This is a genomic window from Gordonia sp. (in: high G+C Gram-positive bacteria) (genome assembly GCF_012515855.1).
Classification (GTDB): domain Bacteria; phylum Actinomycetota; class Actinomycetes; order Mycobacteriales; family Mycobacteriaceae; genus Gordonia.
The window spans coordinates 19,664-32,838 of the sequence record NZ_JAAYXO010000077.1; the positions used below are offsets into that span (position 1 = coordinate 19,664).

Annotated in this window: 11 protein-coding genes and 1 pseudogene; 3 read left to right on the forward strand and 9 right to left on the reverse strand. The window is 68.4% G+C overall.

The genetic code is table 11. The features are described from left to right. Positions 1-40: 40 nt before the first annotated feature. Positions 41-751 carry a thioredoxin domain-containing protein gene (locus GX543_RS05585; RefSeq protein ID WP_290850417.1) on the reverse strand — a complete coding sequence of 237 codons (711 nt, stop codon included), beginning with the start codon at positions 749-751 and terminating at the stop codon, positions 41-43. Positions 752-823: 72 nt separating this feature from the next. On the opposite strand from GX543_RS05585, the gene GX543_RS05590 reads away from it, so the two are divergent. Further along, positions 824-1,258: a hypothetical protein gene (locus tag GX543_RS05590; protein ID WP_290850419.1), complete on the forward strand. Its 435-nt coding sequence runs from the start codon at positions 824-826 to the stop codon at positions 1,256-1,258. A 24-nt stretch (positions 1,259-1,282) separates the two neighbouring features. On the opposite strand, the gene GX543_RS05595 is transcribed toward GX543_RS05590, so the two are convergent. Both GX543_RS05595 and GX543_RS05600 read right to left on the reverse strand, forming a co-directional pair. After that, on the reverse strand, positions 1,283-2,650 hold the full coding sequence (locus GX543_RS05595; RefSeq protein WP_290850421.1) for an MBL fold metallo-hydrolase: 1,368 nt from the start codon (positions 2,648-2,650) through the stop codon (positions 1,283-1,285). Positions 2,651-2,822: 172 nt separating this feature from the next. Then, on the reverse strand, positions 2,823-3,146 hold the full coding sequence (locus GX543_RS05600) for a transglycosylase family protein (RefSeq protein ID WP_290850423.1): 324 nt from the start codon (positions 3,144-3,146) through the stop codon (positions 2,823-2,825). Between the two features lie 271 nt (positions 3,147-3,417). Between GX543_RS05600 and GX543_RS05605 the strand changes: the two are divergent. After that, a pseudogene (locus GX543_RS05605) lies at positions 3,418-5,295 on the forward strand (propionyl-CoA synthetase). Positions 5,296-5,324: 29 nt separating this feature from the next. Here the strand turns inward: GX543_RS05605 and GX543_RS05610 are convergent. The 5 genes from GX543_RS05610 to GX543_RS05630 form a co-directional block, all read right to left on the reverse strand. Then, positions 5,325-6,992, reverse strand: a complete 1,668-nt coding sequence (locus GX543_RS05610; protein WP_290850425.1) for an alpha/beta fold hydrolase — start codon at positions 6,990-6,992, stop codon at positions 5,325-5,327. Positions 6,993-7,095: 103 nt separating this feature from the next. Continuing rightward, a complete protein-coding gene (locus GX543_RS05615) occupies positions 7,096-7,719 on the reverse strand; it encodes a TetR/AcrR family transcriptional regulator (protein WP_290850426.1) in 624 nt (207 codons plus the stop codon). A 23-nt stretch (positions 7,720-7,742) separates the two neighbouring features. Then, positions 7,743-9,140 (reverse strand): lipase family protein, encoded by a 1,398-nt coding sequence (locus GX543_RS05620; protein ID WP_290850428.1) that lies wholly within the window; start codon positions 9,138-9,140, stop codon positions 7,743-7,745. Positions 9,141-9,347: 207 nt separating this feature from the next. Further along, the gene (locus GX543_RS05625; RefSeq protein WP_290850429.1) at positions 9,348-10,568 is read right to left on the reverse strand and encodes an acyl-CoA dehydrogenase family protein; all 1,221 of its coding nucleotides are present in this window, start codon (positions 10,566-10,568) and stop codon (positions 9,348-9,350) included. A 29-nt stretch (positions 10,569-10,597) separates the two neighbouring features. Further along, positions 10,598-11,965 carry an acyl-CoA dehydrogenase family protein gene (locus GX543_RS05630; RefSeq protein WP_290850431.1) on the reverse strand — a complete coding sequence of 456 codons (1,368 nt, stop codon included), beginning with the start codon at positions 11,963-11,965 and terminating at the stop codon, positions 10,598-10,600. A gap of 123 nt (positions 11,966-12,088) precedes the next feature. Between GX543_RS05630 and GX543_RS05635 the strand changes: the two genes are divergently transcribed. Continuing rightward, a complete protein-coding gene (locus tag GX543_RS05635; protein WP_290850432.1) occupies positions 12,089-12,748 on the forward strand; it encodes an MBL fold metallo-hydrolase in 660 nt (219 codons plus the stop codon). 36 nt (positions 12,749-12,784) lie between these two features. Here GX543_RS05635 and GX543_RS05640 read toward each other — a convergent pair whose 3' ends face one another. Further along, the gene (locus tag GX543_RS05640) at positions 12,785-13,135 is read right to left on the reverse strand and encodes a VOC family protein (RefSeq protein ID WP_290850434.1); all 351 of its coding nucleotides are present in this window, start codon (positions 13,133-13,135) and stop codon (positions 12,785-12,787) included. Between the last annotated feature and the right edge of the window lie 40 nt (positions 13,136-13,175).

The window sequence follows — 13,175 nt, forward strand, 5'->3', positions numbered from 1 at the left end:
GCTGCTGCCAGTTCTCTGCCGTCCGTTCCCTGCTCCGCCGTCACTTCCCCGCGGCCGCGAGCATGCCGTCGATCTTCTCGACGAAGACCTCGGTCGGCTGCGCCCCGAGAATCGGTTGGCCGCCGAGAATGAAAGCGGGAGTCGAGTAGGTGCCTGCCGTGACTCCATCGCTCGCTCGGCTGCGTACCGCGGTCACCACGGCGGGCGAAGCGTAGTCGGTCCGGAACTTGGGGACGTCGAGCTTCAACTCGGCGGCGAGCGCCGCGAGGGCCTCCGCGGACAACTGCTCCTTGGGGCGCGGACGACCGTCCGCGAACAGTGCGGCCTGGTACTCGCTCAGCTTGCCCTGCAGACCTGCGGCGTACGCGGCACGCGCCGCCTGCTCGGACTCGTCGCCGAAGATGTTCATGTCGCGGAACTCGATCCGCATCTTGCCTGCCTCCACGTACGACATCAGGTCGGGGAGCGTGTTGTGCGTCCACTTGGCGCAGTACTGGCACTGGAAGTCGGTGAAGACGACCATGCCGAGCGGCGCGTCCACCGGTCCGACAGCCATCGGGTCGTCAGGATCGCGGTACTCCCACTCGGACTGCTGCGGCTTCACGGTGGCTGCGTCGGCTCGGTCGTCGGACGATCCGTCGTCGCGTCCGGCGGCTTGCACCAGGACGAAGACGATCGCGATGATTCCGACCAGAACTGCGGCGGCCGGAATGAGCCACGACCGCCGCTCCGGCTTCGATTGATCGGGCATGACTGCACGATATCAACCCGTCGCGGGCGGACTCGTGGTCGAGCACGCGACCGCGTCTGCGAGAGTTGGACCATGGAACTCACCCTGGCGACACAGATCGCGCTGATCGCCGCAGGCGTCATCTTCGTCTGGGCGCTACTGCTCGGCGTGTGGAAGTACGTGCAGATCATGCGCAGTCCGGACGGTCAGGCGCACGTCTACGTCGACATCGCGCATCGCGCCGCGTTGATGTACTCCTTCGCTACCGCGATGCTGGCGGCCTTCACTCAGTTCAGCGCGTGGTCGACGACGGTGAACGTGATCGCCCTGGCGATCGTCGTCGCGTTCTTCGTCGGGGCGATCGCGTCGTACTGCCTGCACGGCTTCGCGCGCGACACCACCAACCAGTTCCACCCGGCTACCGGGGCCCTCACCGCTGCGATGGTCGCGTTGATCATCGGCGAAGTGGGCGGCAGTGCGGTGATCATCGCGGGCTTCATTGTGGAACAGGCCGGGACCTGGGGCTGACGGGTGGCTGATGGCGAGGCGCAGTTAGGTGAGCTCGAACGTCTGATGCTGCTTCGGCACCACGGCCCGCCAGCCCAGGTCGTGATCGAGGCGATGGCGCAGCGCCTCGGTGGCGTTCGGTTCGCCGTGCACCAGAAAGGTGCGACGCGGCGCCCGTTCGAAACCGCCCATCCAGCGGACCAGTTCGTCGGCGTCGGCGTGCGCCGACATCATGTGGAGGTCTTCGATCCGCGCCCTCATCGGAATCCACTCGCCGTACAGCTTGAGGTAGCGCGCGCCGTCGGCCAGTGACCGTCCGCGGGTGCCGACGGCCTGATACCCGACCAGCACGACGGTGTTCTGCGATCCCGGCCCGAACGCCGCCAGATGGTGCAGCACGCGCCCGCCGGTGGCCATCCCGCTCGCGGAGAGGATGATCTTCGGTTTGCGGTCGGCGGAGATGGCCTTCGAGGCCTCGGGGTCGCGCACGTACTCGGCGATGGCGAACATCTCGTTGGTGTGCGCGGCGTCGAGGCGATGCGCCGCCGGGTGCGACCGCATCAGTTCGCCCGCGTTGATCGCCATCGGGCTGTCGACGTAGATCGGCACCTCGGGAAGCAACCCGTCGCGGCGGAGCATCCACAGGTAGTAGAGGATCATCTGGGTGCGGCCCACCGCGAACGCCGGAATCACTATGGTGCCGCCGCGCGCGACCGTCTCGGTGACCACGCGAAGCAGTTCGGCGGCGGGGTCGAGATCGTCCCGGAGTCGGTCTCCGTAAGTGGACTCGCACACCAGGTAGTCGGCTCGGGGGATCGGCTCGGGGTCGTACATCAGCGGGTCGTCGTACCGACCGAGGTCGCCGGAGAAGGCGACGGTGACTCCGCCCCATTCGATCTCGACGGTCGCGGCGCCGAGGATGTGGCCTGCGCCTCGGTAGCGGGCCGCGGCGTCGAGCACCGGAGCGAACCGCTTGTGGGCCGGCTTGGTACGAAACTGCTCGAGGGTCTGTTCCACGTCGTGGACGTCGTAGAGCGGGCGCGCCGGATCGTGGCGAGTGGAACGGTGCTTGTTCGAGAGGGCGGCCTCGCGCTCCTGAAGATGTGCGGAGTCGCGCAGGATGATCTCGGCGACGTCGCGTGTCGCCGGGGTGGCATAGATCGGCCCGCGGAAGCCGTCCCGGATCAGGCGCGGCAGATATCCGGTGTGGTCGAGGTGCGCGTGGGTGATGACGACGGCGTCCAGGGCTGCGGCATCGATCGGGAGGGGGCGCCAGTTGGCCTCGCGCAGGTTCTTGATGCCCTGAAAGAGTCCGCAGTCCACCAGGAGTGAGCGGCCGTCGTGCTGGAGCAGGTGCTTGGACCCGGTGACCGTCCCCGCGGCGCCCAGGCTCGTGAACGACAGACTCGCCATGCTCGGTCCTCCTGTGTCGGTACACCTTCGACACTAGGACCAATCGTGCGAGACCAGGACCAATCGCTCGACACCAGGCCCGGTCCTCGACAGCGGAGTGCCGGGGCCTAGATGCAGCGAGGCCGGTCGCTGACGTCAGCGACCGGCCTCAACCGGGAAGTGTGGGTGCGTCCTACAGGTACGCGCCGCAGGTCGGCCATGCGCCGGGACCCTGGGTGGCGAGCACGTTCTCGGCGACGCGGATCTGCTCCTCGCGGGACGCGTTGGAAGCGATGCCGCTGCCACCGTTGGCCTCCCAGGTGGACTGCGAGAACTGCAGGCCGCCGTAGTAGCCGTTGCCGGTGTTGATCGACCAGTCGCCGCCGCTCTCGCACTGTGCGACTGCATCCCAGTTGTTGCCGGGAGCGGCCGATGCGACGCCTGCAGCCAGGGTCAGCGGGGCGATGGACAGGGCACCGACGATCGCGGTGCGGGTAGCAAGCTTGCGAATGCTCATAAGGGCTTTCCTCCTTGGGCGCAGACCTCAGTTGACGGCCTGCGTTCGTGGACTGAAGCGACAGTACGGGCTGGAAAAGCAAAGGTCACGCGCATGAAAGTGGTCCGAGTCACACCGTGATCGGGGATGTGAAGGGCGGCGGGCCGGCGTCGTCGCAGGTGAGGCGGTGCAACGTGCTGTTATCTTTCCGTAACCAAAATGTTGCAATATGTGAGCGGTACCACGGTCGGAAAGTGGTGTCAGTCACCCGCTGCTCGCTACCGTTGACGCCATGTCTCCCTATTCGGATGCCTTCGCCCGCAGCATCGACGACCCCGACGGCTTCTGGCTCGACGCCGCCTCCTCGATCGACTGGATCACCGCGCCGACGCGCGCGCTCGACGACTCCGCGCCGCCGATCTACCGCTGGTTCCCGGACGGCACGCTGAACACCTCCGCCAATGCGCTCGACCGGCACGTGGCCGCCGGCCGCGGCGACCGGCCCGCCCTCATCTGGGATTCGGCGATGGTCGGGTAGAAGCGCACCTACACCTACGCCGAACTGCTCGACGAGGTCGCGCGCTTCGCCGGGGTGCTCACCGCCCAGGGAGTCGTCAAGGGTGACCGCGTCATCGTCTACATGCCGATGATCCCGGAAGCGGCCATCGCCATGCTCGCGTGTGCCCGCATCGGCGCGGTCCACTCGGTGGTGTTCGGCGGCTTCGCGGCCCCCGAACTCGCCACGCGGATCGACGACGCGCAGCCCGTCGCACTCGTGACGGCATCGGGCGGGCTGGAGCCGGGCCGGACCGTCGAGTATCTGCCGATGGTCCGGGACGCCTTGGCGCAATCGGAGTCCGCCCCGGCCACGGTGATCGTCAAGGACCGCGCGCAGGTCCCGGGCGCGGCCGCCGACTTCGGCTGGCTGGACTGGGACGAGCAGACCTCGACCGCGGAGGCCGTCGGTCCGGTCGAAGTGGCCGCGACCGATCCGCTCTACATCCTCTACACCTCGGGAACCACCGGAAAGCCGAAGGGCGTGGTCCGCGACAACGGCGGCCACGCGGTGGCGCTGGCGTGGTCGATGCGCAACATCTACGACGTCACCCCGGACGAGGTGTGGTGGACGGCGTCCGACGTCGGCTGGGTGGTCGGACACTCCTACATCGTCTACGGCCCGCTCCTCCTCGGCGCCACCACCGTGATGTACGAGGGCAAGCCGGTAGGCACGCCGGATGCGGGCGCGTTCTGGCGGGTCATCGCCGAGCACGGGGTGTCGGCGCTGTTCACCGCACCGACTGCGATCCGCGCGATCCGCAAGGCCGACCCGGAGGCGGCCGAGCTGGCCAAGTACGACCTCTCGCGTTTCAAGACCTTGTTCGCCGCGGGTGAGCGACTGGACCCGGACACGTTCGCATGGGCCTCGGAGAAGCTCGGCGTGCCGGTGGTCGACCACTGGTGGCAGACCGAGACCGGCTGGGCCATCGTCGCGAACCTGCGCGGCCTGGAACCCATGCCGCTGAAGCCGGGCACCGCGACCGTCGCGGTGCCGGGCTACGACGTGCAGGTGGTGGACGCCGAGGGCGCACAGGTGCCTGCCAACGCCGAGGGGAACATCGTCGTCAAGCTGCCGATGCCGCCCGGCACGCTCGCCGGGCTCTGGCGAGACGAGGACCGGTTCCGGTCGTCGTATCTGAGCGCCTTCCCCGGCTACTACCTGACCGGCGATTCGGGCTACATCGACGACGACGGATACGTCTTCGTCCTCGGGCGGTCGGACGACGTCATCAACGTCGCGGGCCACCGCCTGTCGACGGGCAGCATCGAAGCGGTGGTCGCGGCGCATCCGGCGGTCGCCGAATGCGCGGTGGTCGGAATCCACGACGACCTCAAGGGCCAGCGCCCCAGCGGCTACGTGGTCCTCAAGTCGGGCGTGGGCATCAGCGAGGACGAGCTGCGAGCCGAGTTGGTCGCGATGGTCCGTGAGACCATCGGTGCCGTCGCGACCTTCCGCGACGTCACCGTCGTGGACGGACTGCCGAAGACGCGGTCCGGCAAGATCCTCCGCAAGACGATGCGGCAGATCGTCGACGGCGAGGAGTACTCGGTGCCGTCGACGATCGAGGACATGGCCGTTCTGGAAGCGCTGGTGGAGCAGCTCGGCCACTGACCGCGCACGACTGATCGGGACCCGCCCGATCAGTCCAGCAGGCCGTGCGTCCAGGCCATCAGTTCGATGGTCGCGGGGGAGTCGGCCGCGACGAGGGTGTCGTGGTCGCGTCGTGGAAAGGTGCGATAGGCCAGATCGGCGCCCAGCGCGCGGCGTCGGTCCACGTACCCGGCCTGCACGGCGGACGGGATGAGTTGGTCGTCATCGCCGTGCAGGATCAGCAGGGGCGTCGTCGTCGCACCGATCGGCGTGTTCTCCGACAGTCGTCGTCCCAGCGCGCCGCGGTCGAGCGAGTCGACGTACGGTGCGGCGCCGACCGCCAAGGCGCGCGTCAGGCTGCGACCGAGATTCGGTTCGGCGGTCGCGCAGCTCTGCGCCAACTGCTGCATCGGCAGTCGGGCCTGCAGTCGGAGGTACTCGTCGGCGTCGACGTCGTCGTAGGTCTGTTCGTAGGCGCTGAGGAGGTAGGCCCCGTAGATGTCGTTGCCGGTGGAGGCGGCGAGGGTCTGTCCCAGCGCTCGCAGGTCGGCGATCGGGGCGGCCGCGGCGACGCCCGCGAGCGGCACGTCGGGGGCGTAGGCTGCGGCGATCTGGTCGGTCCACAGTGCGGCGTGACCGCCCTGCGAGTAGCCCCAGACGACGGTCTTGTCGGCGAGGGTCAAGGTGTCGATGGACCGTGCGGCGCGAACGGCATCGAGCACCGATCGGGCCTCGCTGTGCCCGATCAGGTAGGGGTGCGGGCCCTGCGTGCCGAGGCCGAGGTAGTCGGTGGCGACCACGGTCCATCCCGCGTCGACGGCACTGGCCAGCGTGGGCAGGCGCTCCGCAGCGAAGGGATTGCTGGTCAGCGACGGCGCGCAGCCGCGGGCGACGCCGGTGGTCGCGTGCGCCCACGCGACCACCGGGCTCGGTGACGTCGGCTGCTCGACGGCGCCGACGACGATGCCACTGGCCACCGCGGGACGGCCCGCCTCGTTCTGGGTCGTGTAGAGGATCCGCCAACCACTCGTGCCGTCGGGGAGCCCGCCGTTGAACGGTTCCGCTTTGAGCAGCGAGCCGTGCGGGCCGTCGGCCGCCGAGTAGTAGAAGTCGTCGGGTGTCGGAACGTTCTCCCATGCCTGGCCGGTGAGGACCGCGAGCGGGACCGTCACCACGACCGCGACCACGCCGCCGACCACGCGCGGCGCCTGGGGACGGACGATCCCGGCGCGACGGCCGAACGAGTAGTACAGCCCCGCAAGTCCGGACCACACCAGAGCCACGCCGAGGACCAACGCCACGGTGAAGAGAGTCAGTCCGGGCGCGACGGCAGCCACCACGGCGAGACTCAGTCCCGCGATGCCGAGAAGGGCGTCCGCGACTCGGTTCGCGCTGGTCTTGCGGACGGCGTCGGTGAGGCGCGACAGTCCGTAGACGCCGAGGCCGACGGCGACGGCGGCGCCGACTCCGGTGACCGGCAGGCCGGGCCAGGCCGCGGTCACCATCGCCGCGCCGAGGATCAGGCACCCGGCGGCACCGGACGTGGGACTGGAGTGCTCGCGCCCGCGCATGATCTCGCCGACGCCGATGATCGCCAGCGCGATGCCGAGAGTGACGGCCAGCGCAGTGAGTGAACCGAACGGTCGGAGAAAGAGAATCACGCCGACGATGACCGCGCCTGCCGCGAGTATTGCGCGGCTCAGGCGAAATGATGACATTCGCCGATATTAGGTGTTCGTCGAATGGTCGGGCGCTCAACTCGCCCGAACGTGACCCGCCGTTGACCGTGCGCGCATCCGGTGCTCGCGCAGCGTCGTCCGGTCAGCCGAGCACGCCGCGACGCAGCATCGCCCGCATCACGCGCAGGGTGTCCTCAGCAGTCAGGTCGGGCGAATTCATCTGCTCGACGATGACCGCGTTCACCGCACCGATGAAGCCGGTCCACAGCAGCGCGTCGACGCCTCCGGACAGGACCCCGCGTTCGATCCCGGTGTCCGCGATCGCGGCCAGCGACTCGCCCCACTGCGACCGTCGCGTCGCGCGATGCTCCTCGAACTCGGGGCTGACGCCCACGGCCTCGATGAAGCAGATGCGCGTGAGACGAGGGTCGGCGCTGAAGTAGTCGATGAACGCGCCGACACCGGCGTCGAGCACCGCATCGAGGCTGCTGTCGTCGGTGAACGCAGCTTGGACCGCGGCCACCACGGCAGCGCTCGCGGCGTCTTCGGTCTGGTCGTACACGGTGCGGAGCAGATGCTCGCGATCGTTGAACTCCTCGTAGAACTGCCGCGAGGAGAGGACGGCGTGTCGACAGACCGCGGCAACGGAGGTGACCGCGTAGCCCTGCGTCCCGAAGAGTTCGATGGCCGAATCGAGGAAACGTCGGCGTCGATCGCGGCGTCTGTCCTGCATCGACAGGCCGCGATACAGTCTCGGTTCCGTCATCGGTCCAGGCTAGCCGCTGACGATCACCGATTCGCGCCGAGTGCCTTTCCGAACAGCGCTGCGAGGTCGGCCCCGACGGTCTGCGAGAACGTCGGCCACCAGCGGGCGTCCGAGGTCATGGTCAGCTGATCGCTGGTGCGGCAGCCCCGCGCGGCAGGTTTTCCGTCGAGTCGGTCCTTGAGCCACAGGAGTGCCATCGGTGCGCCCGCGACCTCGCCGATGCCGTGTTCGGACAGGTGGTCGCGCGTGTAGGTGATCTGCGCGCCCGGCATGCGGCAGTACTTCGTCACCAGCGCGTCGACCTGACGGACCGGGATGATCTCGTCGAGCGCGGAGTTCCACATGTACATCGGCATGTCGGGCAGTTCGCGGCCCATGCGAGTGTCGTTGAAGACGCGCTTGACCGCGGGTGCGCGCATGGCGCCGCCCGGCCAGTCGATCATTCCGGTGTTGTTCAGGAAGGGGAAGGTCATCGCCTGGTACTGCACGCACAGTGGGCCTTTGAGGGCCATCAACGCCTTGCCGGTCGGGTTCATGCGGCGATCGAGGAATTCCCGGAAGTAGTCGTACTCGCGAGACAGGCCCAGCACCGCGCCGAGAATCAGGCCGCTGGTGATGTTGTTCTGCGCGGCCTGCAGGACCACCTGGAGGTCGGCGGGGATGCCGCCCTCCGCGGCGCCGACGATGTTGAGCTCCGGAGCGTAAGACTTCTTGAGTTCGGCGGTGTGGCCGGTGACGATGGCGCCGCCCGAGTAGCCGTACAGACCGATCGGCGACTCGGCGGTGATCGTCGACGGCGCGAACTGCTTGGCCGCGCGCAGGCTGTCGAGGGTGATGCGGGCGCCCAGCGGGCCGGCCGCGTAGGCGTGGTTGGGGCCCTCATGGTCGGGCAGCACCACCGCGTAGCCCTGCTCCAGAAAGCCCTGTGCGATCAGCAGTTCCGCGGGCGCGACCGCTTGGCCCAGGAGCGTGCTCGCGTTGAACTGTTGGACGGCGTACGACGTCGCGCAGTAGCCGGCGGTGGAGTCCTCGGCCAGCTGCATGGAGATCACTTTGCGAGGGCCCCGGGTGGTGCCGCGTGGCTTGAGGACGGTGGTGACCGCCGGGATGGCTCGACCGCTGGTGTCGGTGGAACGGAACGAGAGTTGCCAGGCGTCGACGTTGATCGGCACCAGCCCGAAGTTCGCGGGGGTGATCCGCCGCGCCCCGAGAATCTGTCCCGGTGCCGCCGCGGTGACTGCGGCGGGCGACGGGCGGTAGAACGACGGATCGAGTTCCTGAGGCAGCGGCAGCAGCGGTGCCTGCTTCACGGTCACGCCGGGCTCGGCGTGCGCGGGTGCGACCGCCGATGTCGGGGCGGCCACGACGGTCAGGGCCGTCAGGGCGGCCAGGCCCGCGGTGGCTACGGTGCGGAATCTCATTCTTCCCCCAGTTGAAACAGAGTCATTTCACAAAGTTGGTCGAAGCCTACACAGGGGTTGCGCAGATCACAAACAGCCGGGTCGAATGGCCGTCGGTGCCGGTCATCAGCACGTGTGCCGGGAACCACAGCGTGCAGCGACCCCGGTCCGAACGGAGTCGGACCGGGGTCGCTGCGGTGTTACTGCTGTGCTGTTACTGCGGTGCGGCTACTTCAGCTCAGCGCTGCTCTTGCCCAGAATGCGGCGGGCGATGATCAGCTGCTGAATCTGCTGGGTGCCCTCGAAGATGTCGAGGATCTTGGAGTCGCGAGCCCATTTCTCGAGCAGCGACCGCTCCGAGTAGCCGTACGTCGAGGCGAGCTCGACGGCCTTGTTCGTGACATCGGTGCCGGTGCGACCGGCCTTGGCCTTCGACATCGACGCCTCGAGTGAGTTCGGCATCTTGTTGTCGGCCATCCATGCGGCGCGGATCGACAACAGGTACGCCGCCTCGTAGTCGGCCTCCATGCGGATGAACTCGGCGACGGCTGCCGGCTGGTCGGCTGCGGGGCGGTCGTAGTCGATCTCCAGGCCCGCGTCTTCGAGCAGCTTGCGCAGTTCTTCGAGTGCGGCGAGGGAGACGCCGACGGCCATGGCGGCCACCATCGGGCGCGTGTTGTCGAAGGTCTGCATGACCCCGCCGAAGCCCTTCTTGACGTCGACCTCGGGTGAGCCGAGCAGGAACGACGCCGGGATGCGGCAGTCCTCGAAGCGGATCACCGCGGTGTCCGAGGCCTTGATGCCCAGCTTGTGCTCGAGGCGGGCGACGGTGACGCCGGGATGGTCGCGGGGGACCACGAAGCTCTTGATCGCGGCGCGGCCGAGGCTGCGGTCCACCGATGCCCACACCACGATGTGGCTCGCGCGCGAGCCCGCCGTCACGAAGATCTTCTCGCCGTTGATGACGTACTCGTCACCGTCGCGGATCGCGGTGGTGGTGACGGCCGCCGAGTCCGAGCCGAAGCCCGGCTCGGTGATCGCCATCGCGGCCCAGACCTCACCGCCCATCTCCTCGATCTGGTCGTCCGTGGCGACGGCGGCGATGGCTGCGTTGCCGAGTCCCTGGTAGGGGATCGACAGCATCAGGCCGACGTCGCCGTACGAGGCCCACATCGCGTTGAGGACGGACTGCATGTTGCCGCCGTTGGCGTTGTAGCCCTCCGGGCGCTCCTTGTTCGCGTCACCGCGACCGCCGGATGCGCCTGCGCCGGCCTGGCCTGCTGCGGCGAGGCCGTTGTACAGGGAGGCGAGGGTGTCGAGCTCGACCGGGTAGGCATGCTCGGCGAGGTCGTACTTGCGCGAGATCGGACGGAAGATCTGGAGCGCCGCGTCGCGGGCCTGATCGATGGTCGTGTGCAGCTTGCGGGGCAGTTCGAGATTGATAGCCATGGAACTCTCCTGAAACTCCTTCTTCGCCGTCAGAGAACGACGATGCCCTCGCCGATGCCTGCACCGCGCAGGTCGCGGTACCAGCGCTCCACCGGGTGCTCCTTGGTGAAGCCGTGGCCGCCGAGGAGCTGCACGCCGTCGAGGCCGATCTGCAGGCCCTTGTCGATGGTCAGCTTGCGGGCCAGGGCGGCCTCGCGGGCGAACGACAGGCCCTGCTCGGCGCGCGATGCGCCGCGGAGGGTCACCAGACGCAGGCCGTCGAGCTCGGTGGCCATGTTGGCGACCATGAAGGCCACCGCCTGACGGTTCGAGATCGGCTCGCCGAAGGCCTCGCGCTCGTTGACGTAGGGGATCACGTAGTCCAGGACCGACTTCGCGGTACCGGCGGCGAGCGCCGACCAGCCCAGGCGCGACAGGCGCACCACGTTGCGGTAGGCGGCCGCGGCCTCGTCGCCCTCGACCTCGCCGAGAAGCGCCGATGCGGGAACGGCGACGTCATTGAGGAGCAGTCGGCCCATGCCGGCCGCGCGCAGGCCCATACCCGGATCGGCTTCGACGACGACTCCCTGCGAGCCGGACTCGACGATGAACAGTGCCGGGCGGCCGTCGAGCTGGGCACCGACGATGAACAGCTCGGAGCTGCCTGCCATCGGGACGAAGGACTTGACGCCCGAGAGGCGGAAGCCGCTCGGCACGCGGCGGGCCTTGGTCTGCAGGTCGAAGGCGTCGAACAGCGGTCGCGGCTCGGCGATGACGACCGAGGAGGTCGGGACGCTCTCTCCGGCGTAGTCGGGCAGGTAGGTGCGCTGCTGGGCGTCGCTGCCGAAGTTGGTCAGCGTGGTGGCCACGCCGCTCGGGGCCAGCAGCGGCAGGGCCAGGCCCATGTCGCCGTAGGCCATGGCCTCGGCGACCAGCGCGTTCGTCACCACGCCGCGGTCGGAGGCGGCGCCGTCGAAGGCCTCGGGCACGTTGATCATCGTGATGCCGAGCTCGGCCGAACGCTTCAGGATGTCTTCGGGGGTGGTGGCGGCGTTGTCGGCGTCGTAGGCCGCGGGGCGCAGGATCTCCGTCGAGAAGTCGCGCACGGTCTCCGCGATCATCTCCTGCTCGTCGTCGGGCGTGAGATTGAAGAAGCCCTTGGAGGGAGTGGCCGGGCGCTGGGGGCTGCCGCCGCCTGCTGCTTGAGCGAACGCGCGGTTGGCGGTGCCGAGGGTCTTGAATCCGGTCTTGGTGGCCTCGTAGGCGACGCGGTTGATCGGCTCGCGGAGCTTGTACTTCGCGGCGAGGTCGGAGCCGGTGATGGTGCTCAGCGCACGCATCGCGGCACCGATCGGGCTGAGCTTGTGCGGCTGCGCCCCAATGGAAGACGTATCGCGGGGTTCGGTGTTCGTCGTCATTTCCTCACCAGGTTCTCGAAGCGAATGTGTTCTCGGAGCGTCCGTTCTTACTCCGTAGTAAGTCAGAACCTTACTCTGCGGTAAGAACCTTGTCACGCGCGAGCGTCGACTAAGTTGTTTGTCATGCTCGTCACACACTTCGGCCACTCCTGCGTCCTGATCGAGAGCGGCGGAACCCGGGTGCTCTTCGACCCCGGCAATCTGTCCTCGGGCTTCGACTCGTTGACCGGGCTGGACGCGATCCTCATCACCCATCAGCATCCGGATCACGCCGATCCGGCGACCCTTCCCGCGCTGGTCGCGGCCAACCCGTCGGCGGTGCGCTACGCCGACCCGCAGACGGTGGCGCAGCTCGCCGAGCGCGGCGACGCCGGTGAGTGGTCGGTGATCGGCCCAGGGGAGAAGGTGGCGATCGGGTCGTTCCTGATCCGGGGGACCGGCGGACGGCACGCGGTGATCCACCCGGAGCTCCCGGTGGTCGACAACATCTCGTACGTGGTCGACACGACGGAGCGCCCGGGGGCCTTCATGCACCCGGGTGACAGTCTCTACATTCCGTTCGAGCGGATCGATGTGTTGGCGCTGCCCGCTGCCGCGCCGTGGCTCAAGCTGAGCGAACCGGTCGACTACCTGCGCGGCGTGGCGCCCCGGATCGCCTTCCCGATCCACCAGGGTGTCCAGTCGGACGCCGGCCGCGCGATCCACAATGCGCGGATCGACGAGATGAAGCCCGAGGGAACGGCGTTCACGGTGCTGGAGCACCGGACGCCGACCGAACTCTGAGTCCGGCCGGGGCCGGCCCCGCTACTGCTCGGCTCGCTACTGCTTGGGCAGTGGGCTGTAGAGCACCAGGCCATTGCCCTTGTTGTCGTAGACCACGGCGCGACGCTCGTGCGCGTCGTTGTACGGCTGGGTGACGATGCCGCCGCCCGCTGCTTCGACGGCCTTCGCCGTCGCGTCGACGTCGGTGGTCTTGACGCCGACCACCACCTGTCCGTGAATCGGGTGGTCGACCGACGTCGCCAGCGCGACGGTGATGGCGCCTCCGTCGAGTGCGGCGAAGTGGGCGCCGTCGCGGAACTTCAACGGCATCCCGAGCGACTCGTAGAACTCGATCGATCCGTCGAGGTCGTCGGTCGACAGGACGATCATCTTGACTTCGTTGCTCATGGCGCCTCCGCGTCCGCTGCCCGAGGACCGGCGATGACCG

Coding starts and splice junctions, on each gene's coding strand:
- GX543_RS05600 (WP_290850423.1), bottom strand. CDS start 3,146: ATGAGCATTCGCAAGCTTGCTACCCGCACCGCGATCGTCGGTGCCCTG.
- GX543_RS05630 (WP_290850431.1), bottom strand. CDS start 11,965: ATGACGACGAACACCGAACCCCGCGATACGTCTTCCATTGGGGCGCAG.
- GX543_RS05615 (WP_290850426.1), bottom strand. CDS start 7,719: ATGACGGAACCGAGACTGTATCGCGGCCTGTCGATGCAGGACAGACGC.
- GX543_RS05585 (WP_290850417.1), bottom strand. CDS start 751: ATGCCCGATCAATCGAAGCCGGAGCGGCGGTCGTGGCTCATTCCGGCC.
- GX543_RS05595 (WP_290850421.1), bottom strand. CDS start 2,650: ATGGCGAGTCTGTCGTTCACGAGCCTGGGCGCCGCGGGGACGGTCACC.
- GX543_RS05635 (WP_290850432.1), top strand. CDS start 12,089: ATGCTCGTCACACACTTCGGCCACTCCTGCGTCCTGATCGAGAGCGGC.
- GX543_RS05625 (WP_290850429.1), bottom strand. CDS start 10,568: ATGGCTATCAATCTCGAACTGCCCCGCAAGCTGCACACGACCATCGAT.
- GX543_RS05640 (WP_290850434.1), bottom strand. CDS start 13,135: ATGAGCAACGAAGTCAAGATGATCGTCCTGTCGACCGACGACCTCGAC.
- GX543_RS05610 (WP_290850425.1), bottom strand. CDS start 6,992: ATGTCATCATTTCGCCTGAGCCGCGCAATACTCGCGGCAGGCGCGGTC.
- GX543_RS05620 (WP_290850428.1), bottom strand. CDS start 9,140: ATGAGATTCCGCACCGTAGCCACCGCGGGCCTGGCCGCCCTGACGGCC.
- GX543_RS05590 (WP_290850419.1), top strand. CDS start 824: ATGGAACTCACCCTGGCGACACAGATCGCGCTGATCGCCGCAGGCGTC.